Source organism: Candidatus Taylorbacteria bacterium (genome assembly GCA_039934295.1).
In the GTDB taxonomy this organism is placed as follows: Bacteria; Patescibacteriota; Minisyncoccia; order Phycocordibacterales; family HO2-43-120; genus HO2-43-120.
This window is the reverse complement of sequence record JBDTMN010000006.1, coordinates 35,633-59,139: the sequence shown is the minus strand read 5'-3', so window position 1 is coordinate 59,139 and position 23,507 is coordinate 35,633. Positions and strand designations below refer to the sequence as shown.

The 23,507-nt window shown below is 41.3% G+C and carries 29 protein-coding genes and 2 tRNA genes; 4 read left to right on the top strand and 27 right to left on the bottom strand.

All coding sequences use genetic code 11. The features are described 5' to 3' along the window. Positions 1–437 (bottom strand): DUF1761 domain-containing protein (locus ABI430_02665; protein MEO8637777.1); only part of this gene is annotated, 437 nt, incomplete at its 3' end. A gap of 123 nt (positions 438–560) precedes the next feature. On the opposite strand from ABI430_02665, the gene ABI430_02660 reads away from it, so the two are divergent. Together ABI430_02660 and ABI430_02655 are read left to right on the top strand one after the other, a co-directional pair. Then, positions 561–1,256, top strand: coding sequence for a class I SAM-dependent methyltransferase (locus ABI430_02660; protein MEO8637776.1), 696 nt, complete (start codon positions 561–563; stop codon positions 1,254–1,256). A 122-nt stretch (positions 1,257–1,378) separates the two neighbouring features. Beyond that, positions 1,379–1,449: transfer RNA gene (locus tag ABI430_02655), tRNA-Gln, on the top strand. 116 nt (positions 1,450–1,565) lie between these two features. Here ABI430_02655 and ABI430_02650 read toward each other — a convergent pair. From ABI430_02650 to ABI430_02620, 7 genes are all read right to left on the bottom strand, one after another. Next, entirely contained in the window at positions 1,566–1,826 is a 261-nt protein-coding gene (locus tag ABI430_02650; protein MEO8637775.1) for a DUF3850 domain-containing protein, read from the bottom strand. A gap of 28 nt (positions 1,827–1,854) precedes the next feature. After that, entirely contained in the window at positions 1,855–3,501 is a 1,647-nt protein-coding gene (locus ABI430_02645) for a CTP synthase (protein MEO8637774.1), read from the bottom strand. Positions 3,502–3,579: 78 nt separating this feature from the next. Beyond that, positions 3,580–4,506 (bottom strand): permease-like cell division protein FtsX, encoded by a 927-nt coding sequence (locus ABI430_02640; protein ID MEO8637773.1) that lies wholly within the window; start codon positions 4,504–4,506, stop codon positions 3,580–3,582. A 60-nt stretch (positions 4,507–4,566) separates the two neighbouring features. After that, entirely contained in the window at positions 4,567–5,247 is a 681-nt protein-coding gene (gene ftsE / locus ABI430_02635) for a cell division ATP-binding protein FtsE (GenBank protein ID MEO8637772.1), read from the bottom strand. 96 nt (positions 5,248–5,343) lie between these two features. Further along, positions 5,344–6,249 carry a PCRF domain-containing protein gene (locus ABI430_02630; protein ID MEO8637771.1) on the bottom strand — a complete coding sequence of 302 codons (906 nt, stop codon included), beginning with the start codon at positions 6,247–6,249 and terminating at the stop codon, positions 5,344–5,346. 256 nt (positions 6,250–6,505) lie between these two features. Then, the gene (locus ABI430_02625; protein ID MEO8637770.1) at positions 6,506–7,075 is read right to left on the bottom strand and encodes a PH domain-containing protein; all 570 of its coding nucleotides are present in this window, start codon (positions 7,073–7,075) and stop codon (positions 6,506–6,508) included. Continuing rightward, positions 7,072–7,335, bottom strand: coding sequence for a hypothetical protein (locus ABI430_02620; protein MEO8637769.1), 264 nt, complete (start codon positions 7,333–7,335; stop codon positions 7,072–7,074). Before ABI430_02620 ends, ABI430_02625 begins: the two co-directional genes overlap by 4 nt. 77 nt (positions 7,336–7,412) lie before the next feature. Between ABI430_02620 and ABI430_02615 the strand changes: the two genes are divergently transcribed. After that, a complete protein-coding gene (locus tag ABI430_02615) occupies positions 7,413–7,586 on the top strand; it encodes a hypothetical protein (protein ID MEO8637768.1) in 174 nt (57 codons plus the stop codon). A gap of 215 nt (positions 7,587–7,801) precedes the next feature. On the opposite strand, the gene ABI430_02610 is transcribed toward ABI430_02615, so the two are convergent. Beyond that, positions 7,802–7,877 (bottom strand) — tRNA-Thr (locus ABI430_02610). A gap of 306 nt (positions 7,878–8,183) precedes the next feature. Here ABI430_02610 and ABI430_02605 point away from each other — a divergent pair. Continuing rightward, positions 8,184–8,756 carry a hypothetical protein gene (locus tag ABI430_02605; GenBank protein ID MEO8637767.1) on the top strand — a complete coding sequence of 191 codons (573 nt, stop codon included), beginning with the start codon at positions 8,184–8,186 and terminating at the stop codon, positions 8,754–8,756. A gap of 142 nt (positions 8,757–8,898) precedes the next feature. Here ABI430_02605 and ABI430_02600 read toward each other — a convergent pair whose 3' ends face one another. From ABI430_02600 to ABI430_02515, 18 genes are all read right to left on the bottom strand, one after another. Continuing rightward, entirely contained in the window at positions 8,899–9,291 is a 393-nt protein-coding gene (locus ABI430_02600) for a hypothetical protein (protein MEO8637766.1), read from the bottom strand. Between the two features lie 6 nt (positions 9,292–9,297). Further along, complete coding sequence (locus ABI430_02595) at positions 9,298–9,990, bottom strand: helix-turn-helix domain-containing protein (GenBank protein ID MEO8637765.1); 693 nt, start codon at positions 9,988–9,990, stop codon at positions 9,298–9,300. Between the two features lie 158 nt (positions 9,991–10,148). Beyond that, positions 10,149–10,829: an HD domain-containing protein gene (locus ABI430_02590; GenBank protein ID MEO8637764.1), complete on the bottom strand. Its 681-nt coding sequence runs from the start codon at positions 10,827–10,829 to the stop codon at positions 10,149–10,151. 345 nt (positions 10,830–11,174) lie between these two features. Further along, on the bottom strand, positions 11,175–11,426 hold the full coding sequence (locus ABI430_02585; protein MEO8637763.1) for a hypothetical protein: 252 nt from the start codon (positions 11,424–11,426) through the stop codon (positions 11,175–11,177). 6 nt (positions 11,427–11,432) lie between these two features. Next, positions 11,433–11,687, bottom strand: coding sequence for a hypothetical protein (locus ABI430_02580; protein MEO8637762.1), 255 nt, complete (start codon positions 11,685–11,687; stop codon positions 11,433–11,435). Between the two features lie 24 nt (positions 11,688–11,711). Further along, the gene (locus ABI430_02575) at positions 11,712–11,885 is read right to left on the bottom strand and encodes a hypothetical protein (GenBank protein ID MEO8637761.1); all 174 of its coding nucleotides are present in this window, start codon (positions 11,883–11,885) and stop codon (positions 11,712–11,714) included. A gap of 8 nt (positions 11,886–11,893) precedes the next feature. Next, complete coding sequence (locus ABI430_02570) at positions 11,894–13,207, bottom strand: restriction endonuclease subunit S (protein MEO8637760.1); 1,314 nt, start codon at positions 13,205–13,207, stop codon at positions 11,894–11,896. Positions 13,208–13,289: 82 nt separating this feature from the next. Next, positions 13,290–15,281: an N-6 DNA methylase gene (locus tag ABI430_02565; GenBank protein ID MEO8637759.1), complete on the bottom strand. Its 1,992-nt coding sequence runs from the start codon at positions 15,279–15,281 to the stop codon at positions 13,290–13,292. A gap of 166 nt (positions 15,282–15,447) precedes the next feature. Continuing rightward, positions 15,448–17,274 (bottom strand): DUF262 domain-containing protein, encoded by a 1,827-nt coding sequence (locus ABI430_02560; protein ID MEO8637758.1) that lies wholly within the window; start codon positions 17,272–17,274, stop codon positions 15,448–15,450. A 39-nt stretch (positions 17,275–17,313) separates the two neighbouring features. Next, the gene (locus tag ABI430_02555; GenBank protein ID MEO8637757.1) at positions 17,314–17,574 is read right to left on the bottom strand and encodes a hypothetical protein; all 261 of its coding nucleotides are present in this window, start codon (positions 17,572–17,574) and stop codon (positions 17,314–17,316) included. A gap of 368 nt (positions 17,575–17,942) precedes the next feature. Continuing rightward, entirely contained in the window at positions 17,943–18,704 is a 762-nt protein-coding gene (locus ABI430_02550) for a nucleotidyl transferase AbiEii/AbiGii toxin family protein (protein ID MEO8637756.1), read from the bottom strand. Continuing rightward, positions 18,701–19,300 carry a hypothetical protein gene (locus tag ABI430_02545; protein MEO8637755.1) on the bottom strand — a complete coding sequence of 200 codons (600 nt, stop codon included), beginning with the start codon at positions 19,298–19,300 and terminating at the stop codon, positions 18,701–18,703. The genes ABI430_02550 and ABI430_02545 overlap by 4 nt, the downstream gene beginning before the upstream one ends. A gap of 53 nt (positions 19,301–19,353) precedes the next feature. Then, positions 19,354–19,455 (bottom strand): JAB domain-containing protein, encoded by a 102-nt coding sequence (locus ABI430_02540; GenBank protein MEO8637754.1) that lies wholly within the window; start codon positions 19,453–19,455, stop codon positions 19,354–19,356. A gap of 814 nt (positions 19,456–20,269) precedes the next feature. Further along, on the bottom strand, positions 20,270–20,728 hold the full coding sequence (locus ABI430_02535) for an MgtC/SapB family protein (protein MEO8637753.1): 459 nt from the start codon (positions 20,726–20,728) through the stop codon (positions 20,270–20,272). Positions 20,729–20,918: 190 nt separating this feature from the next. After that, entirely contained in the window at positions 20,919–21,314 is a 396-nt protein-coding gene (locus tag ABI430_02530; GenBank protein MEO8637752.1) for a hypothetical protein, read from the bottom strand. Between the two features lie 52 nt (positions 21,315–21,366). Beyond that, positions 21,367–21,711 (bottom strand): riboflavin kinase, encoded by a 345-nt coding sequence (locus tag ABI430_02525; protein MEO8637751.1) that lies wholly within the window; start codon positions 21,709–21,711, stop codon positions 21,367–21,369. A 4-nt stretch (positions 21,712–21,715) separates the two neighbouring features. Continuing rightward, positions 21,716–22,018, bottom strand: coding sequence for a hypothetical protein (locus tag ABI430_02520; GenBank protein ID MEO8637750.1), 303 nt, complete (start codon positions 22,016–22,018; stop codon positions 21,716–21,718). A 110-nt stretch (positions 22,019–22,128) separates the two neighbouring features. Continuing rightward, positions 22,129–23,478, bottom strand: a complete 1,350-nt coding sequence (locus tag ABI430_02515) for a hypothetical protein (GenBank protein MEO8637749.1) — start codon at positions 23,476–23,478, stop codon at positions 22,129–22,131. Between the last annotated feature and the right edge of the window lie 29 nt (positions 23,479–23,507).

Genomic DNA, 23,507 nt, shown 5'->3' with positions numbered 1-23,507 from the left:
CCAATTACTTTTACCCGCAAGAACTGTGAACAACGCGAGTAAATCTTACAGATAAAGGTAATAAGTTGCGCGCCTGATGAGATGTAGAACATTCTCCAGGCTACTTTTGGTGGCTTTCCACTCCACAGGCATGCGCCGGCATTAGTAGTCATGACGAAACCGAACCAAGCGCAGAGTGCTATTCCTAGGCTTGAGGCGTTGCCCGCCCAATTGGAAATATGATACGCAAGCGCGCCCGCGGTAACAAAAGATAGTACGAACTGCAAGAAATACATTCCGCCCATCATCTTTTTCATCGACTGCTTTTGTTCCGCCGTCATACTTTCCGCGCCCATAATCTTCATCCAAGCTTTTCCAAACAATGGTCCATACCATACAAATCCGACAGCCATAGCGGCTAGAGCGCAAACCAATACGGCCAAATAATTTATTGTCATATTTTGTTAATCACTAACTTGTAATGCGAGCAGTATACCAAAAATCTACTGTAATGGAAAAATACGCTCTTTGCCTTGACAATATAGCAGTATGAATGTATATTACTTTTTAGAACAAACATTATGGACACATATATATCGGATAAATCGGTCAACGCCCTAGTCAGAGAGCTCTTTGGCGTGGAGATAGGCGAGGCCACACCGGAACAAATTCCGGCACTTGATGAGGCAACAGAAGCATATTTTAACGCCGAGGGAGGATGCCCGAAAGTTTACTCTTCTTGTGTAAAAGTCATCGAGAAGCTTGGTAGCGAAATGGGAAAAGGTAAAAAGGTCCTGGACCTTGGTTGTGGAACGGGCAATGATGCTCCCGCATTCATCACTGCCGGGTTTGACTACACCGGCATCGACAGGGCCGAAATACCTATAATCACAGCTAGGAAATACGCTCCGAAGGGACGATTCATCAAAATGGATATGCGGCAAATGACCTTTGAGGATGACAGTTTTGATTGCCTTTGGGTGCATGGAGTCTTTGGATATATCCCGCCGGAAGAAGTCCTTTCCGTCATGAAAAAGATGGGACGAATTTTACGACCGGGCGGACTCGCATTCATCAGCGCGCCGGTGTTATGCAATTCGGGTTCTCACAGAGTCTTTCAATGGAAGGATGTGCGCTCCGTCTTTCGGAAACCAATACTCGGAGTTAAATGGAGCTTGCCAGTTTTCACCGACTATTTATACCGGTCGGGAATTGAGGTGAAGACAACTTTCGAAGTTAAAGACGGCTTGTTTCTCATCGGCAGAAGTCGAAAATAGCAAAAACAGAATCGCGACCCCAGCACTTTGCAGTGCTGGGGTTTTTTATGCTTGAATAATCGCTATTTATTCAGTATTCTTCTCTTATTGAAGCTTTCCCCATAACAGTTTATTCACAGAGCTGGGAGATCGTCTAATGGTCGGACACATCCCTCTGGAGGATGTTATCTTGGTTCGAGTCCAAGTCTCCCAGCTTTGTGCGGAAATTGATTGGTAACCCCTTGCGAGCATAAAAAAACCTCGGGTGAAAGCCGAGGGCGGACGGCTTTACCTTTTTTTATGAATCAAAAATCAAAAATTTATTTTTCGTCAAAATTGCAGAACGTAAAGACCACGTTTCAAAATAAGCTCTTTCTGGCCGAATTTGTCGAGGTCAAATTTCAAAATGTAGGTAACTTTTTTCTCCAACGTTCTGCCAGTATATTTTTTTGTTTTCGGATTCCATTCTTCAAGCAAAAGCGTGTCCCCTTCTTTTACATCAAAATCCGCTACGCGGAGCTCAAACTTTTTCTTGCCAACTGCAATGAGTTCGAAAAAATCGGAGTGTATTTTCTTTTTTACGATTGCCATTTGAGAGAAAAAGCTACGAAGCAACGAGTCACCGTTTAGACTTTTTGCCTGCGGCTTTCATAAATTCGGTAAACAAGGGATGTGGACTTGACGGCCTTGCGAGAAATTCGGGGTGAAACTGTGTGCCCAGGAAAAACGGATGCGAAACACTGGAAAGTTCCGCAATTTCCATGAGACGCCGGTCGGGAGAAACTCCCGAAAAGACAAGGCCTCCCTCCGTAAATCTGATGTGATACTTCGGATTGACTTCATATCGATGCCGATGTCTCTCCTCTATAGTCTGCCTGCCATAGGCACGCTCGGCAATCGAGCCTTTTCGCAAATGCGCGGGATACACTCCGAGCCTCATGCTTCCTCCATAATCTTTAGTCAGCAATTTTTCCTTCTGGTCCGGCATGATGTCAATAACAAGATTCTTCGCATTCGGATTAATTTCGGACGTGTGCGCGTCTTTTATGCCGAGAACGTTGCGAGCATATTCAATAACCATGAGTTGCATGCCGTAGCAAAGTCCGAAATACGGAATCTTGTTTTTCCGCGCGAACTCAATGACTTTGATAATGCCCTCGATTCCCGTCTCGCCGAATCCCCCTGGAACGACAATTCCGTCAAACTTTTTCAAACTCTGAACTCCAAGCTTTCCATTTTCAATATCCTTTGAATTGATGTATTCAATTTTCGGCTTCATGCCCAACTTGTATGCCGAATATTTAATGGCTTCGATGACAGAAATGTACACATCACCCAAAACAAAATCCCCCGAATCAAAATATTTTCCGACTATCGCTATTTTCACCTCATTCTTTGCCGATTTTGCCTTCCGCACAAACGCCTCCCATGAACCTAAATCGGTTTTTTTAGAGGAGTTAATTTTGAGCGTCTTGCACAGTATTTCGCCCAGGTTGTCCCTTTCAAAATTGATGGGCACATCGTAAATACTTTCAACGTCAGGCGCGGAAATGACATTTTCAGGTTTTATATTGCAAAAAAGGGCGATTTTGTCCTTTCTTTTGTTATCGAGAGGAAGTTCTCCACGGGCAATGATGATATCCGCCTGCAATCCTACGCTGTTTAAACTTCGAGATGCGTATTGCGTCGGCTTGGTTTTCATTTCGCCAATTTTCGAGGGCATCGGCACAAAACTCACCATGACAATAGCAACATCATCGGGATATTTTGTTTTCATCATTCTCGCGGCCTCAAGAAAAATCACGTTTTGGTATTCTCCAATCGTTCCTCCAATCTCAATGATAGTGATATCGGCCTCCGCATCTTTTTGCGCGACTTCAATGCGACGAATAACTTCAATCGGAATATCGGGCACCACTTCGACATTTTTTCCCTTGTATTCGAGATTTCTTTCCTTGCGGATAACCTCCTGATAAATTCTCCCCGTCGTCATGTAGTTCACTCGCGAAAGGTTCATATCAAGAAACCGCTCATAGTTGCCCATATCCTGGTCACACTCGTCCCCATCAGAGAGCACGAATACTTCGCCGTGCTCGGTGGGATTCATCGTCCCCGCGTCAATGTTCACGTAGGGGTCAATTTTGAGGGCAGTAACTTTAAACCCTCTCGCCTTCAGAATCGTACCGATGGAAGACGAAGCTATGCCTTTTCCTACTCCGCTCATTACTCCGCCGGTCACGAAGATAAACTTTTTCGTTTTTTTCATTTCCCTATACTACTACGAAATACGAATCCGCCAAAGGCGTATGAGTATACGGACAAAACCGCTCACCGTAAGTGCGTATTAAATCTTGAGATAGCGGCGGACTGCAAGAAAACTCGAAATCGCGCCGATTAAAATTCCCGAACCGACAATGATGAGAAATATCTGCCCAAAATTATTGATGTAATAATTGAAAAGATTGATGCCGGTAAAAAATCGCTCCGTCACCCGCCCGAGCCAAAACGTAACGGGATAGAAAAGGAGAAGAGTGATAATCGCAGAGATTAGCCCGTACGTCATTCCGGCAACTACGAATGGCCCTCGAATATACATGTTATTCGCTCCCACGAGGCGCATGACGGCAATCTCTTCGCGGGAAGTGTAAATAGTAAGCCGAATAGTATTTAAGGTGATAACTATAGAAAGAATGATGAGGAAAAGGGTGATGCCGAACCCTAGCTTTTCGGCAATCCTGATTATAGAGGTAAGCGTTTCAATCGCCCCCTTGTTTTGCTCGTAGTTCACCTTGTCGATAATTGACGCTCCGCCGGGAGTAAGGGTGCTGTCGCTTTTCAAATACTCCGCAATGCTCCCGTATTGTGAAGGATCTTTTGCATTGATATTCAATGTTGCGCCCAACGGATTGCCGTTGATTTCTTCGAGAGCCTGCTGAGTCAGCTGGTCGTTCTCATGCCTTTTTTTGAAATTGGCGAGCACCTGGTCCTGAGAAATATATTCAACTGACGAAACTTCCTGGAGTTTTTCTATCGACTGCTTGACGGCAAGAATGTCCGCCTCTTTCGCGCTCGTCACGAAATACACGTTGATATCCACCTTCTTCTTTAACTCCAAAAGTGAAGACTGCAAAGTCGCGCTCACAAAAATAATAGACCCGATGACGAAAAGGGTGATAACCATGATAAGGATGGAGGACAGCGAAATAAATCCATTCCTCCAAAAGTTGACGAATCCCGATTTTAAAACTCTTTTTGTGTTGACCCAAAGCATTGTGAAAATAGTATAAAGTATAAAGTGAAAAGTATAAAGTATTGTAAATTTTGTTTTGTCTTACAAAACAAACTTGCCCTCTTTGTCGTCCCTCACCAGCCTGCCTTCATCCAATGTAATCACCCGCTTCGCAAGTGAATCAATCACTCCCCTGTTGTGCGTGGTGAGAATAACAGTCGTGCCCAAAGAATTCACCTTTTTCAAAATCTGGACGATGTCGTAGGTGTTTACGGGGTCGAGGTTCCCAGTCGGCTCGTCCGCAATAATGATATCCGGGTGATTCACGATTGCTCTCGCTATCCCCACTCTTTGCTTCTCGCCTCCCGAAAGTTGGTGCGGAAAATTGTGCATTTTATGTGACAAATCAACGAGCTCAAAAACGTACGGCACGTCGGCGGCTATTTCCTCATCCGTCCTTCCTGCGACCTCCATGGCGAACGCGATGTTTTCGTACGCGGTTTTCCCCGGCAGGAGACGGAAATCCTGAAAAATGCTGCCGATGCGTCTACGAAACTGATTCATCTCTGATTTCCCAAGCGAATGAATGTTTACCGATTCAAAAAAAACCCCGCCTCCGGTGGGCATCTCTTCAGCTAAAATCATTTTGAGAAGCGTCGTCTTTCCAGCACCAGAGTGTCCGACGATGGAAATAAACTCCCCTGGCTCGACGCTAAAGGTAACATCATCAAGAGCGACGCATTTATCTCCGTATACTTTTGAAACTTTGTCGAAATAAATCATATGAACAGCTATTAGCTATTAGCTTCTAGCTTTTAGGTTGCACTCTTATTCTATTATCTTTTCTGCTTCATCACAAGTGATCCGACAGCTAACAGCTTAGAGCAATGCTTCAGCGCTAATAAACTCCTCCAATCCTCCTTCCAGCACTTTGTCCACCTGCGAGGTCTCCACGTTTGTTCTATGGTCTTTCACCATTTTGTAAGGGTGAAGAACGTATGAGCGAATCTGATTGCCCCACTCAACAGAGGTCGTCTTTGAGATATACATGCCTTTTTCTTTTGCCACCCGCTCGTCTTCTCGCATTTTGTAGAGCTTTCCCCGAAGCAAGTCCATCGCCCTTTCCTTATTCTGCGCCTGCGACCGTTCTGTTTCCACATGCACCGCGATTTTTGTCGGGAGATGCACAAGGCGGACTGCGGTCTCCCGCTTGTTCACGTTCTGGCCTCCCGGCCCGCTTGAGCGCGCGTAGCTAATTTCGATTTCAGCAGGCGGAATTTCAATATCAACCGTCTTGTCGAATTTGGGAATCACTTCAACCATTGAAAACGACGTGTGGCGGAGTTTTTTGGCGTTAAATGGGGAAATGCGCACAAGGCGGTGAACGCCCGACTCGTTTTTGAGCGTTCCATACACGCCCTTGCCGTCTATTTCAAATGTAAGGTTGCGAAACCCTCCGTGGTCATTTTCGTTCGAGTGAAGCATGCTGATTTTCCACCCCTTGTTTTCGATATACTTTCGATACATTCTAAAAAGAATGGCGGAAAAATCTTCGGCATCGTCTCCTCCCGCTCCTGAAAATATGGTAATGACGGCCCCACCTCGGTCAAATTTTCCTCCTGTCCCGCCCGTTGACATTCCCTCCTTCAATTCCTGAAGTTCCCTAATCAGAGACTGGGACTTTTGCTTGTCAGACCAAAATTCCGAATCGATCATCAACGCTTCGATTTCCTTGATTCGCGCGTCACCGCTTGCGCTGTTCATTTTTCGGCTTTCATTTAACATGTATGAAAAGTGTGTGAAGCTAGAGGCACAAAGTATATAGTATCAGAATGTAGAAAAATCGCGCACCGTGTCAGTTGGCGCGCGACTAGAAATTGGTCCCCGGAGCGCTCGAGTCTCCTTGTCAGGCACTGGAACGTTGACTCTCTAAGAAACAAGGACATCGAAGCACGTCGCTTCGCAAAACTCGAGACACTCCGAGGATAAAACAAACCCAGCCCTTACAATACTAGACTGAAAAAAAATTGCAAACTGCCTATTAAACAATTGGAGTTGACGAGTAGGTAGAGGCCGCATGCGACACGTATTCCATAATTTTACCTTTTACCGCTTCGGGATGCGGAATCTTAATACACTTGAATTTGCTTTCCGTGCCCGCAGTTTGAACTTCGAGATCCCCGAAATGAAAAAAAGTCGGAATCATCCCCTCCGTTTCAACAGAAATATCCTGCACTCGAGCGAGGTGCAATTCCGATATTCTTCGGTCAAAAAAACCGTGTTGCGTGCTGTCAATAATCCTGTGGTTGGTAACAATCCACACATCGAGAGTATACATTGTGATTTTATAAAAAAGCAACTGCCAGAGAATAAGATACCAAAGCGCGAGAAGGAAGAAAAAAAGAGCGACTAAATTGTGCGAAAAAAGAAAAGACTGCGCTTCGACTCCTATCACAAAAGGGATAAGCGCCATGAGAAAAATGTACACAGCTTGAACAATGACATAGAACGGATGCCGGCGGATAAGGAGCAGAACCTCCTCGTCTTTCTCTTTGCCCTCAAAATTATTTGCCGATTCCAAAAAAAGTGCGAACAGATTTTTTATTTTCATTGGAGCATATTGTTATTCTGTGGTGAATCAAAAAGGCGAGAAGAGAGTCCGGAGACATTGACTGTAGTTGAGAGGAGCGCGGCAAAGATAAAAAGCATTACTGTTCCCAGAAAGTAGACGGCAGAAATTCTCTTCGGCTGAACGCCAATCCCAAAACGGGTAAGATGGTAAATAATAGTAAACGCAAAGCCCCAATAAATGAGCAAGATGAATGCGCCAAAAAGGAGATAGATTTGCTGAAAAGAAAAAATGGATCCCATATAGGTGTAGTTTAGCACGTGTGTATTCATTTTTCGATAGGGTGTCTGTGGAAAATGAATAAATAAAAGCCGCTACTTTGAAAAAGCGCGGCTTACTATGGGCAAAAAAAACCGAAAAAACAAAGAACAAATGGAAATTGTTGGGCGGCGGCTTCGATATAAACAGAAACGAAGCCGCCGCCACTCCCCTCACCCGCTATCTTGAGCAATCGAACTCCAGCACGACGCTCGACAAGCGGGGAAAACGTTAGGTTGGCGACCGGCCACTCTCTTCGGTACGAGGAACCGATTGAACACCGCACCGAGTGCATGAACAAACACGACCGCCAACCTGTCATCCAACAACAACCCGCACCCGGGAGAAACTAGGTGGGATTATGGACGACTTCTAGAGCATAACAGATGTCATCTAATACGTCAATACCCCCTCATCTCAATCCTGAATCTGACTCAAATTTTATCCTTTTGGAGCCAAAGGTGAGAATCGAACTCACGACCTACCGATTACGAATCGGTTGCTCTACCATCTGAGCTACTTTGGCATTATGCGGACAGGGGTACCAACTGAGCCCCGCCCGACTGAACGAATCTGATTCTTATCAGTCGTTCGGGCGGGTAATTTGGCAAATGATGATGTCGTGCCTGCGGTCATTCTAGCATTTTCCGACCAAATCTAAAGGGGACGTATCCTAACATCAGCCTCGGACATTGTATTTCTCAAGATTTTAGATTATTTCTTGCTTGCTACGTCGGCGCTCATTCGAGAGTCTGTGACGCCCTAGCGGAAATGTCCGAGCTCCACGCAAATGCGGGTGAAATTAATTGAGAGATGTTATAATTATTACAATATGAAAGAAATCATCGGTGTTATTGCTGTGGTGCTGACTTTTATAGCTTATATCCCTTACTATCGGGACATCCGTAAAGGTAAAACTCGTCCGCACATATACAGCTGGTCACTGTGGGGTTTGCTTACAATCTTGCTCGTTGCTTTGCAAATCAAGGGAGGTGCAGGTCCAGCTACTTGGATTACGGCCGCCGCGGGTCTTCTTTGCATTGGGGTTGTAGTCTTGAGTTTTAAAAATGGCAAAAGAGATATCACAACTTCCGACACTATTGTAGCCATATTATCCCTCGCTGCAATCGGCTTCTGGTTACTTGCTGATCAGCCTGAAATTTCGATTTCCTTAGTTATTCTTGCTGATATGTTGGCATTTATCCCAACTGTGCGTAAATCTTATCGGGACCCGCACTCTGAAACTTTATCGCTGTATGTAACAAATGCCATCCGGTTCGCTCTAGCATTATTGGCAATAGAAAATTATAACTACTTATCCACCTCATGGATCATAGCTTGGGTAATTGGGAATGCGTTGCTTTCAATCTTGCTCATCGTAAGACGTAAGCAAATCACAACCTAATTGCGCTTGCTTGACCGTCCGTAGCTTTAGCGAAGGCGGGACCCCCCGTTCGAGCCTGAAGGCTCTCTTCAGAGCCTGAACGGCCTCCCGTTCGCACGCAAGCCCGCTCGCAAAGGAGGAGAGGGTTGCGAGCGGGTGGCTCCTAGAATAGGCTCGAATACTCTTTATAATTATCTTTTATTAATGCTTTCCAGTTCGCAGTTTCATTTTTACCACTCAAATCTGTTTTACCGTATACAAGCAAGATTGATACTGACTGCTTACTAATACACCAAGCAACAATACATCGATTACCAGACGCTTTTGCAGATTCATTCGTTCCTGCCACTCTGAATTTTGTCTTCACTATTTTAATATCGCCCGCATCAATTATAGTTTCTGCTCTATCAGTTTTCAAGAAATTATCCAGGCGGGCAAGCTCCTCGATAATATATATCAATGTAAAATCCCACTTGCTTTTATACTTCTTCTGAAAACTTTTTATGAAGTGCCTTCTCGCAAAGCTCTCAATTTGGACAGAGAAATTTCCTAGCATGGCAATCTAGTACACGAACCCAGGATCTTCTTGGGTAATAAGCCCATAGGGGATGAGCTCATTGTCTCGACACAAAAAATAAGGCAACTGATTGTGCGTAAAGTTCACAATTTCCTCAGTTTTTTTATCTTTCCATTTTTTTGCAATTTTTTTTATTAAGCCATTTTCGAGAGCCGAGAGGGTGTTAATCTTTTCGTTGGCATTACTTTCAGATTCGCTAATTAAAAACATCTCCTTTCCTTCGGAAACTTTTCTATCAATAATAATTTTTCCGTCTTCTTCGAGTTCGTCTATTGCGCGGAAAAACATGTCAGGAACAGGACCGTAGGCAATCTTCCTATATTGCATTCCACTCATACTTTCAAAATGATCATAGAACCACGCAAAGTCAGCTAGGTACAAGAGCTTGGCAAGTTTAGTTTTTGGCACTTTTTTATCTTTTGACAAATTCATTCGTAGATATGTCAATATCATGTGTTTATACTTCATAATATCTGGGACATTTCCCGAGAGAAGTGTGTCCACATCAATACCAAAAAAACTTGCGAGTTTCCCCGCTTCATCCAGGTCAAGCCTCTGTTTTCCTGCCTCAATAGCTGTATATGTCGGTCTAGATACGCCAATAGCCCGCGCCACAGTCTCTTGAGACAACCCTTTTTTAATACGGAAGTCCTTTATTTTTTGTGTAAACATGTTCATACGAACATGTTTACACAAACTATGTAAAGAAGTCAAGCCAAACATGTTGATAACTGGACAACCCTTTCCCTCTTGAAATATTGTGTTTTACTTCTTCTCCTTCTTCCCGCCGCAATTCCACCCTTCTCCTCTATTTGATTTGTAGTATCATGAATATATTATATCACTGTATTTTCAGGATTTTCATACTTTGGTAAAAATGTAATTTCCGATTCTGATTTTTCTGCTAATTCTTTTTTCTGCTTTTCTATTTCTTTTTCTAGCACAGAATAAGGTGAATCAGGAACAAGAATGGCTAACCGAAGAAATATTGGCGCTTTAACATCAATCATAAATTCACGATTCTCCAAAGTTAATCCCTTAGATTGTTTCAAGTTATCCGCGAGGTCGGCAACTTTGATGCGCCACGCATCATGATCATTTGCTTCAATTAGTCTATTTACCATCCGCATCCATCTTTCAGTTTTGTTCTTTATATCCATTGGGTGAGTGCACAATTTCACAAGTTCAATAGTTCGGTCAGAAAAATCCATGTCTTTGAGCTCATCAAACGAAACTCCTCCGTCCTCCACGATATCGTGAAGCAAGGCCGCTACGAAAAGATCACTATTAGGGTCGTCTACCAGGGAAAACTTCATAACTAAATCCCGCACTCGAAAGGAGTGCAGATAATTCGGTTCTTCTAGACCTTTGCGATTTCCTTTAATTCGTTCTTTTACCAATCTAGCTGCTTTTTCTATAGGAATATTCTTTTCTTCTTTTGTTTCCTCACGAAGTGCATCTACAATGACCTGACCCCAATCAACTCCTGAACTTTGTAACTTTTTACTTTTACTCATATTTTGTTTATAAGTTATTAATTTTTAATGCTTGTAGCTTCGTCATTTGCCGACCAAGCAAACAAAAAAGCGACTAAGAGATTTAATCGAGCCCGACTGGCTCAATGAAATCTCCCAACCGCTTTAAGGTCAGTCGTTCATATCATGTGGCTTCTCGCAGATTTCCCAAGTCACCTACCGCGCCCGTCGAAACCTTGTGAAGAAGGGTCCGAGAGCAAAGAGACATAAACGATCTATGATTTTCTGCATAGATTACAGCTGTTTATAATTAAAGGAACTACCATTTTAGTATAGCACTATTGCTGGGAAAATGCAAGGTTTTCGGGAACTATGTACTTAATTACACTAAAATATATTAAAAACTTTTTGTAATAACATGCTTGCTACCATTGATATTAGCCACACAAGCACAGCCCACCCTAATACCGATTTTAGATATCTTCCGACAATTTCTTCCACATCCTTTTGAAAATCTTTATATCTTTCTGATGAATAGGATTTCAGTAATTTTTCCACAATACCTGAAATATCCTTGCCATGTTCTTCGACTAGCTTTTCGACATGAAAATCTTTTTTTGATGTTTCTTCGTTAGCCATATCATTTTATTGTGCAGGCGGATTTGTCGGTCTTAATAAATCAGGGGACGGATTAAGACTGACTTTGGCACTATTTTGGTCTGTAATCGTTATTACCCTGGTCGCCGATTTTGAAAGTACAGCAAGCATAAAACGGAGCATGCTTTCTTCGTCTCTAAACCCGAGCCGAGTAGCTGTATTTCTTAATGCTTCAATATCCCCATTATTTATTGAGAGGTCAAGATGCTCGCCTGTGGAGGTTGATAGTCGTTCAATTGCCATATATGAACTATATCATAAATCAGTTCATAATCCATCTGCCCCCTTCTTATTAAAAACTAATTTATATCCCTCCTTGCGTTCACCATATAGTATTGAATATTTTCCGCGCGGAATAACTCCATATTTGCTGTTATCTGAAGTCATCCTTTCTTTTAGGCGATTTTCGTCCATATTTGAGCCATAAGCAAAATAAAGCATAAATTTAGCTAAATAACAGTTCTTTGATCAATCATTAATTTTTCAATTTCTTGCTCAACTAGTTCCTTAGCTTCTTGCAGTTTTTGTTGTGCAAATTTTTTTGCTTCATTTGCCTGAATAACTTTGGCGGCGAGTTTCTTCTGCCATGCCAGATCGGGCTTGCCGTTTTTGTCCCGCGGAATGAAAACTTTTATTTTCTTTATATCGCGTGGGTATAAATAATGTTGAGCCGTACCACGCATCTGTTGTCTTGATTGCAATACACCCGCCGTAGAATTCAGAAACAAAGCGAGATATTCTGGAACAATAAAATCCCCATTCGCTCGCAAAATGGTTACATAACTGCCTGCCATCGCTTTGATTTCGTCCAGTAGGATATTACAACGTCCGATATATGCGCCAACCGAATATAACAAAACATCGTGCTTTTTTAATTTGAAATCAGGGTTTTCGTTATAAAAATCCGCGCTGGTAAAATCCTTGATACTTTCAAGTTCCAAAAAAGTCGGCGTCATTTCCTTTTGCGTTACGACGCTGACTGTTCCGTTCTCAAAATACGGGGGCTGTATGCCATGATTTACAAAATTGCATACTTTCTCGATTGCTAGCGAGCCGACTTTTTTCAAATGTTTTTCAAGGTTTTCAAATTTTGGCTGATAAAATTCGGGGTCAAGCCGTTCGTCAGTGAGAATATCTTTGCTTGTCGCAGAGTAGCTTAATCTGTGATTTGTCGTTACCTTGTCCCATTCCATACGCTTCAATAGCTCCTGTTCGGCTTCGGGGTATAACCTATCTGATGACTCTATTAATTTAAATATATCTTGAACAAGTTGAGTAAATTTTTCTTGATTTTTTATGAAAGGAATTTTTAATCTGTTGAATTGGTAAGTATTCAGATATGGTTGTGCATTTCCTGTTGGATATCGGTGCAATTGAAGTTGTCCATACTGCGAAAGGAAAAACGCCCATACATATTCGGCTCTATATTTTTGGCTGTTAATTCTCACCCTTGCGATATTCTGATTTGTATTTGCCTCATTTATCCAAGTAGGCACGATCGCAAAATCTCCAATAGTTGCTCCTATTGCCGCAAACAGAAGATCGCGAGGAAGACATTTTGAGTTCTCATGTTCAATATGAAATTTATTTGTACAAAAGACATAATCTGATGAGATAATGTGGTCATAGAAATTTTGAGATCGGATAAATGGTACGCCTTCATCTTCAAATACTCCACCCTCTGGGGTTGTTCCATATATTACCTCTGAAATCTCGCCCAGCGAATTAGCACCAATCCTTGAGATAATTTCATCATTTTCCAAATGCTTGGGATGATAAAATTCTGAATCAAGTCGCAGGTCTTCGGTGAGATTCTTTGTTCTGATTGATTGTATGGTTGACATATTAGTAAAACGTAATCCCTTCTTTTTTGCTGAATTGTTGGAATGCTGACGCGATCTCCCGCAAATCAGAATCAACAATCGGCTTTTCTTTGAGAGGGTCAAGGATATTGCCCTCGCGGTCAATTAGGTGTCCTTCTTTGTTTGCAAGCACAATATAATCACCGGAATTGTTTTTGCCTGAGCGTTCGCTCGTCGCCATAAAAATCGGGTAGTCGGCTATTGGCATTCCGGCGATACCACCCCATTTCTGCAAAAAGATTACGCTCGTTTTCGTACCTGTAAACGGCTTGAACGTATTGACACCAAGACCGACGACGGCAAGAATGCGCGCTTTTTGCATGATCCATTCTCGTAGTGCTTTTGTGCCGATATTATTGAGGTTACCTTGCGGAAGGACAATCGCAATACGCCCCCCGGGTTTTAAGAATCGCAAGCATCGCTCGATAAAAAGGATGTCGCGCTTCATAGAGTTTACGGTGCGCTTCGTTTTTGCTTTCGATTTTTCATCCTCATCCTCAATCTCTTCCTCGTCATCGGCGAGCTTGCCCGATTGTCGGAGGTCATAAAGTTCAAACGCCGAAAGCTGTTCTTTTCCAGTAATTTTTCCGGAAAAGGGTGGGTTGGTAAGCACCACGTCGAAATTTCCGTCTTTAATGTCGCGTTTAAACGGACCGATGCGAGATGGTGATGCTGCATCAGAGCGCGCCCATTTGCGATAGTCCAACGAGTCCACGGAAAATACATTTGACTTGCCATCGCCAGCGATAAGCATCATTACTTTGGCAACCTTTTTCAATTTTTCGTCAAAATCAACGGCGTAAATATAATCATTTGCGTATCGGGAAACATCGCGATTATCAGTCCAGCCTTGCGCATCGCGCACATGCTTGATGGTGTGAATGAGAAATCCTGCAGAGCCACAGGCAGGATCAATCACTTTTTCGTCCACTTGAGGGTCAATCATTCTTACTGCCATATCAACGACCATGCGCGGGGTAAAGTATTGGCCTTTTGAGCTTTTCTGTTCCGGGTTGATAAGATATTCAAAAGCGGCGTCTATTACATCCAAATCGGCATCGTGAAATCTAAGCGGCTCTAACGCGGAGGCGCAAAGAATGAGCGCATCGTCTTTGAGTTTTAGTACTTCGTCCGAGTCAAAAATTCCTTGCCAACCCGGTCGATTTTTTGCTTCCTGAAAAAGACCATTAATCCGTTCATAAACCGTATCTGGGTCTGCCTTTGGAACACGAAACTGCATTGGGGAAGTATCATTCTTTTTTTGATCAAATTCGTCATGGAGTTTGGCGAAAAAGAGTTTGAAAAGTTCGTCAAAGGCGTTTACACCGGCGTTGGCAAGTGCGGTGTCTTCAAGACGTTTGATGGTATCTTTGAGGTTTTGAATCGGGCGGAGGTCTTTTTTGGTAAGCGGCTTCAAAACATCGTCAAGTGCTTCGCCCTTTTTAGGTAGACGTGGGATATCACGGTAATGATAAGGTTCACCTCTTGTTTCTGGTGATTCTTCGCGGAGCTGAAATGTAATATCTTTGCCATTTGACCACACGCCAAAGTGTACCCCAGTTGCATTGAGATAGGACTGTAATTGCTCAACACCAGTTTCTGCGTCTGGTTTTTTGACTTCAAAAATTATGTATTTGCGTGTGCAGGTGTCATCTGTAAAAACTACAATATCAGCACGCTTAGAGTCGTCTGATCCCATTTGTACTTTTTCCTCAACAGTTACTTGGCTCATCGGATATTTGAGATAATCTCGTACATACACAAGAAAAAGTTGACGGACAATTTCCTCCGGTTTAGCAACTAACTCTCTTTCTCGTTTCAAACACTGTATAACTATTCTTCCATCTTCGCGTTTTGAAATTTCAATTTTTGAAAGTAAATTTAGTGCTTGCAATTCCGGCTGATTAAAAACAACAAGCCCGTGTTTGACTTCAGGGTGACCAAAAATTTCGTCTATGTATGAAGATATTTTCATATTTTATTTAGTAAAGTCATCAACTCCACTATTAATTTTTTACCTTGAATCATATAGCTAGAATTATTTCACATTTCTATTGAAATTGATATTACTTGAATTCCCTAATCCAATTTTTATTAATGCTTGGATAAGTTCTTCAGATTTAATTTTATTGACCATAAATTTATTTTTCTAACAATTTGGTATCCCAAATCTTTAGACAAATAGATTTGTATAGTTGCTGGCGAGACTGAATACTTTCTTTAGTAAAATCATCGATTGCCTTAAAATCTAATTTCTCATTTTCAATAAATCTCAAAAAATGCGGGTTATTTTGATAACATTTTTCATTTAACGATTTTGCCAATAAATTTTCGCCAAAATACATCGGCAATTTTTCCGAATAAGTAGCATCATTGAAACTTCTGTTTTTATCTTGAGGCAAAATTAATAGATCACCGAATCTATTTCTAGCATCTTTAAATTCTTTTTCCGTTTCAAACTGATTTGTGAATCGTTCATAATGATCCGCCCAAATATGCTCTATATCATAGGGATTTTCGACTTCACGATCTACATAATTAGTAAATTCAGTATCTCTTCCGCTACCTTTTTCAAGATAATAAGTAATTCTAGCTAAAACATGACGTACATTTTTTATTGTAAATTGATTTAAATAAAATTCGTCAATTCCTTCTAAATCAAAGTCCATTTCCTCTAATTCTTTAATCAGGATATTTCTCAATTCTTCGGCGGTTTTTCTTCTTATTTTCTTCGAGACAACAAACATGGCATTTTTTACTGCGTTATAACCCAACGTTTTAAAGTTAAAGCTACGGCGGGCGTTGTATTGATCAATATATCTACTAACAATCTGGATTTTTTGTCTAACTATTTCATCGGTATCAGCAGGATCAATCGCTGAAAGAATGACTTGATATTGAAGTGTAAAATTTCGTTCAGCGTTATAAAAAACACACTCATAATCAGTATTAAATTCTAAAGAATATTTTTTTAGCAATTTGTATATTGCAGCGTATTTTGGTAAAAAGCTCATTACAAATCGTTCATAGTCCGTTGACTCTACCAAGCCAATTTTTTTTGCATTCTCTCTGACCCATTTGTGAAAGGTGGTTCCAATAATATCAAAATCCTCATTGACCGCACCCTTTTTTGTCTCACGAATTGAATTTGCATATTGAGCCCTTAGCCAATTTTTGAAAAAATCATCATCTTCTTTGGTGTCTATCTCTGTAAGTTCTAAAATCTGCTTCTTCCATATTTCATTTGCATCGACTCTGCTTTTATCTGACTTTATTTCAGAAAGTAAAAATCCTTTTAGCATTTCTGTTGGTGTTAGACTTAAACCCCGGTCATTCATTGATACAAATATTTTGTGAGCATCTTGTTCGGTATATGCTGAAATCTCTACAAGATCAACGTTATAAATTAGCCAATCAATAAAAAATGGTAGCGCCTTATCTCTTAGGTCATCTGGAAATATTTCGGTTATATCTTGATAGCGCTCAAATATCGTTTTTACGCTTTCAGGGGCATTTGTCACAGTGAAATCACTTGCCTTATCAGTATAAAGAGCATTCAGACACGCTTCTCTCTCATCTACGTTGATATTAAACGAGCGAATGCCATGCCTATCAGAAAATATTAGATGATCGATCGCGACTTTTTCTGATTTACCTCTTTGTAAATTATTTAAATAAATCAATAGCAAGGTTAAAGAAGTTAGCCGTTGCTGGCCATCAATAATTGCAGCTTGATTTTCACCGCTACTAAATACAATAGAACCTAAAAAATAATGCCCGTATTGTTCTACCATGTCTCTAGAATTTCCGGATTCATAAAATTCATAAAATTCTCCGGTTAAATCATCAATGAGTTCTTCGATCTGTTTTTTACCCCAACGGTATTCGCGCTGATAATAATGAATCGTATACTTCTTATTAGAAAGAAGATCGCTTAATGATTTTTCCTTTCCAATTATTTTTTGCATAGTTTTATTCTCCTATCATCCCACATTTCCCCTTATATTTCAATCCTCCTTTTCAAACTTGCAGGGCTCCCCATTAGCAAGACCAAGCATGGTTAAGTGGACGAAAAACAGTTGCCAATCTTCACCACCGATAGCCATTCCTGCCGATTTTCCATTTATAATCTTTTCTCCTCGATACTTTTTATTCTCTTCATCATAACTATCAACTACCCCGCAGCAGAGCTGCGGGGTAGTTGATTCAGGGCTTTTTTTGGCTAAAACAATTTTTTTAAATTGTTCGCCCGCATTCCTCACCTCCAACCAAAAGTATTTTTCTACTAAAAAATCTTTCGGTCCTGCCTCGCCCCGTAGGGCTCAGACCTTGCGAAGTTCCGCTTCTCACCCCACTCTTCCCGCGGCTCCCGTTCATAGCTTTATGAAGGAGGGTGCGCGTGTTAAAACTTTTTTTGCCAGCATCATCGTCTCGACCGTGTGGCGATTGGTTGAAGGGCTAATGAGTATCTGCAATGATTCTAATTTATCAATCTCGTTCTTTAATTCCTTAAGCCCGGAAAAAAAACCAGCCGACAGCGAATTTAGCATTTTTTGCGCCCTTCAGCTCTTTTTTTAGTTCATCGGAGAATTTCTGCTCTGGGGTAGTTATAATATTTTTTGGCATGGTTCCTAATTTATACTGGCGCAAGTTGGCGATCCAACTCTCGTTCCAGCATTGCGACAAAATCTCGGATCACGGCCTGTTGGTCAACCGGGAGAAAAGCACCGAGCTCGCTGCGAAAATCTACTTTTTTAGCATCCATTACAATCACATTCTTGACTTCGGCTAGGCGTTTTTTTTGATCAAGTGAAATAATTCCCTTGCGCATTATGAAGTACAGGTCATAAAAATCTCTCGGTTTTTTACGTTCGCGAAGAGCTCCAAAAATTTTTTCTTCCACCAATTCAGTTTGCTGTAAATGAACAACCGTATAGGTTGGTACGAAATCATTCGCCACACTATCAACTTCTCCGCGCATTTCACGTCCATTCCGAGCCGAAATGTTAATCTCAACTGCTACAGGCTGATATTCAACCATTTTAAAAGTTGCTACGCCGAAATATCCCCCGCTCGTTGCGTCTGATTTTGCTCCTATCTCAACTTTAATGCCGATCTGCTCCATTTCTGCAAGAACTTTTAAAAACAATCCTTCAACAAAAGCCTTAATTTGGGTCTGTAAAATTCCAAATAATGAAAAGTCTAAATCTTCGGAAAATCTTGGACTACCGTAGATTATACGAAGTGCTGTGCCTCCCTTAAAAAGCATTTTCTCCGAGTCCGGCAATTTATAGAGCTCCCCCAAAAATACATGCTGAAAATATTCTCGAACTATATTTGGAAATAAACCGGTTTGATGATGTCGAGCCAGCTTATCCAATGCTTCATTGGAAATCATGATAGTGTGGTCTTTATTATACTTGTAAGTTTAGGGTTACCAAATAAGTTTGCGTAACGCAAAGCTTTTGCTTGGTTAACTTTTTCTTTTTGAAAACGAGAAATCGGTTTCTGATTGTTTAACAATCGCAAATAATTTGTGTCTACAAAGGCTTTCTCGGAATCGGCAATATAAAAACTCAACCCTTGTTGCTTTTGAATGCCATAACCAGTGAAGGCGGATTTTTTTATTTTCCGGTAAGAAAAAACCTTGCCTAGCGTTTCAAAGCGACGGGTTGCTTTTGTTGTAACCGAAGTAATTTCATAGACTGTCTCCGGGATAACCCCATAATACGACAACGCAAATTCAAGTGACAGGTAAGACGGGCTGTATAGTTTGTTGGCAACATAAACATCTGGAGGCAAGGCATCGGGAAAAACATAAAATCCTCGCTTAATCTGCAAAATAAACCCCCTCTTTTTGTACCTATGGAGCAACCCGGCGGCGGCAACTACAGACACTCCAAAGAGAGCCCTAACATCATTCGCGTTGAATATAGAGAGCTTTTTCCCCTTTATCTTAGCGGCAAAAATTGTCTGATTCACTAATTTGACCATATTGTCAATATACCAAAACGGACTAAAATAATCAACTATTGCTTGTTGATAACTTAATAAGCAAGTAGCCCTTTCTCCTTAAAACTAAAAAATCCGGTCTTTGTAATAATAACATGATCATTGACCTCAATCCCCAGAATCTTTACTTTTTTCATAAAATTATTTCATTAACTCTCCGACTGCAACCCTGATTGCTTTTGCCATTTTCGCGTGTTGCGCGAATGTATTGGTAAGGTGGCAAAATTAATCTGAAAATATAATCAGGATTCTTTTTGGCTAAAACAATTTTTTTAAAATGTTCGCCCTAATATTTTAGCAACCAAAATATTTTAGGGAGCCGATGTCCGGGATTGAACCGGAGACCTCGTCATTCGTTTACACCTCATCTTACGATAAGGACTAGACTGTATCTTCTTCCCGTCACTTTTTGTAAAAAAAGTGACGGGAAGCCCTTGTCAGTCGTTCGTCCGCCTTAGGCGGAACGGTCTTGTCCTTCACTATTTTGTTTACGAAATATGGTAAAAAAATAGTGCAGGATATTAACCGTAATTCGGGATTCATACGGGAATTACTTCCAGTATGGGCAGGAGTGACGACCCACCAATGACGTGCTCTACCAACTGAGCTACATCGGCATACTTACAATTCTAAGGAACCTTTGAATCATATTACAGTACCTGAAGATTTTCAATCAAAAAATACATCAAAATCACTGATGCACGACGATCCGATAGGACAGCAGAATTTAGATGCTATCCGACCTGGTCCGACGTCGTCAGACGGTCTAGGAGGCACGAGGGAGGTGAGGAGCGAATACTTGAAGCTCCGCAAGACTCTGAACGTTTCGTCTGCGAAATGTGAAGAGTGTACTGCTCCTGTAAGGAGGGTGACCAAGCTGTAGTTAGATACTACTGCGAATGAGCAAACGACCGAAGCAACGAAGGAGAGCGCTAAATTCTGCTGTCCTATTTAGTTAATATACTTCTTTTCAACCTTATAGAGTATATGATTCACAAAAACAACGAGAATGGTTATACCCACGGCAAAATAAAATTGATGGAGAGCCACAGCAATGCCGACTCCCGATGTAAGAAGAATTGAAGCCGCGGTGGTGAGGTTCTTTACATGCTCTCCATCTTTATCTCGGAAAATAATTCCGCCACCGATGAAGCTGATTCCCACGATTATCGCTTGAAAAATTCCGATAGGGTCAACTTTGAGCGAATCGAGAGGTAAAACCGCAAGATACGACTCCGAAAGAATCGTGCCAAGCGACACGAGGGTTGCGGCCGACGCGGCGATAAGCATATGAGTTCGAAGACCCGCGGAAATGTGGCTTGTCTCCCGTTCAAGCCCGATAACTCCCCCCAAAAGTGAAGCGATGAGAACGATATCGAATAATTCAAATTGAGCAATAAAAATATCCATAAATTGAAATAAATAACGAATAATTATAAATCAGATTATCATTTTTTAGGACTTACATTTTTAGGACTTACGAGTTTGGATGCAGTTCAAGGCGCGAGGGAAGCTTGCGACTGAGCTGTAGTTAGATACTACTGCGAAGGAGCAAACGACCGAAGCAACGAAGAAATGCGCCAAACTCGAAAGTCCTAGCTTAAAACATCTTTTTTTTGTATACATTAAGATAGAGGGCAATAATAACAATATTTTTAATAATATACTGCCCCTCGAGGGTTGGTATCCAGCTCCTTTGCCACACGATTTGAGGAAGTAGAAAAAGCGGTAAAAAAACGGCAATCATATGGAGAGAAAATAACACTACAGTAATTCTGCGGAACCTGCCTGTGAGAAACAAGACACCCAGAAACATCTCGAAAAATCCAAACGCAACAATGAACTGGTCAAATGTCAGAAACGGCAAAGTCCGCTCAAGAAGCCCGCTCACAAGCGGGTTCGCGGGGCTTTCACCAAGAACTTTAAGGAGGCCGAACCAAAAATAAACGACGAAGAGCGCCAGCCGGGAAAAGAAAGTTATTGTGAATCTTTTCATTGTCTTTTTACTATCACCATATTCTACTAAATTTTCTTGAAAAAGTATTGCTCTAACCTATACTCTTGCTTTTGCTCCTTATCTTTAGAATATCATCAATAATAATAGCCCGCATCTGCTCTTCGCTTTCAAAGGGGATAACGTCCCTTATTTTTTCCTTCAACTCTACCTCAATCTCTTTTCCATATAAATCTCCCGTAAAGTCCAAAACATGCGCCTCCAAAAGAGTCCCCGCGACATTCACGAAAAGGGCGGCAGAATAAGTGTCTCCCCCAATCATTACGCTCCCCCGATAAATTCCGCTCGCAAGTTTTTCCTTGAGAGGAATGTTTGCTGTGGGATATCCGAGCCTCTCCCCTTCTCCTTTTCCTTTTTCGACTTTGCCTCTCACTTTCATAAAGCTATTTTTGGGCGATTAGTACACGCATTGCAAAGGGAGTAAAATATTTCTTAATCTGCTCCGATGGCACGAGATACGTGTTTTTATCTCCCGACGAATATTCGCGAATCACTCCCTCCAGTATTTCAAGTTCTTTTTTTCTCTTCGACATCTCTGGAAATGATTCAATTTCCCTAATAATCCCGATTGCTCTCTGAAAACTCCCCACAATTGCCTTTTGGTCTCCGCGAGCATGGGAAGAAAGTAGCCGAGTAACTTCTGCTCCTAAATTCGCCATGAGAAATGTCGGAGTTCTTTTATGCATCCTGAATGAGTTCTTAGTTCCGAGGTAATAGATTTTAGCGGAAACAGTAAAAAAAGGCACTCTTAATTACATTTAATAATTGGACCAAATCCGTATTACTTATCGCCACTCTAAAAACCAATTTTTACTGACGGATTCTCGGATTTATTCCAATCCACATCATCACTACCTCCTAGATCTTTTCCATTCTTACCGACTGAATAAATAATCTTCTTATTTATATCATATCTAACATCTTCTCCGTCATACGGATCTTTTGGTATTGAATCAATGTAAATTGGAGTAAGATCCGCGAGTACTGGGGGAAGTTCCCCTCTATCATTTTTATACGCTTTGATTGCAAAAAGTAACTTTGTGGAAGAAAGTCTGAAATTCTCTTCGCACCTCTTCTCAAACACTCCATTTAAACCAAGCATTACTGTATCATGCATTATTTTTCCTATTGCATTTTCCGAAAAGTAAAGACTTGTGGGAGACAGGTCAGTAACAAGTTTCTCTTCATTCCGCGGACGAAGAGAGACTTCACAAGTCTCATCCACATTTTTTACTTGATTACGAACATATTCGGCAGCAATTTGTTTAGTTTTATTAACCTTAAAATAATAGTTCTTATTTCGACCGACAGTGAGAATACCGAGCGAATCTTTTTCTGCGCCATCAGCGGTTAGATTATTAACAATCTCTTCCATCGTCTTATTTGACACGTAAGCAATTGAGTCCAATTCGCGACTACCCATCATACCTTCCAACTTAAATGCATTTTTCAGTCCTTCTCCATTATCCAAATATAAATCTATTTTGGGAATGATTTTGGTAATCTCTGCCGTAGACAATTTATTATCAGTGATGATACTTTGCATCGTCTGAAGCGCAAGATTTTTTAAAGCGAGTGATACTAGATATTCAATGAGAGGAGACTGGGAGTTTTGAATTTGATGTCCAACGGCAAGCGATTTAAACGCTTCCTCAATGGCTTCGGTAGTCTTTCCTTGCTTGGCCAAATAGCGAGCCTTGATAGAACTTAGTTGCGATGCTGTCCTCCAGCTAGACATCGGTGGCAAGATGGTATTCGCCGAAAATGTTGCAGGATCTATTGTCATGTCCTGATAAGCGCTCCTTATTGAAGCATCCGTAAAATAGGAAAGCGCTTCGCTGTTTTTTGACAGTAAATCCGCAACAACCTCGTCATTCCACGATTCGCCCTGTGCATAGTTTAAGATCAGCATCTTGTCTTCCGGTATATAAATATTTTTATCAATTTTAATTAAGTCGAAATAGCTATTATTTTCTGTATTTATAGCAAGAATCTTTACTTGAATATCCGAGACATCTGGAGGGTCAATATCTTTTGAGAAAAGACTTAATACTGAAGGGAGAAACAAGATAATTACTAGCAATATTAGAATAAGTACAGCCAAAACAGAAAAAATTATTGCAATTTTACTGAGAATTTTTTTCATGCGTTTAATTTATGCATGTACAGTATGCT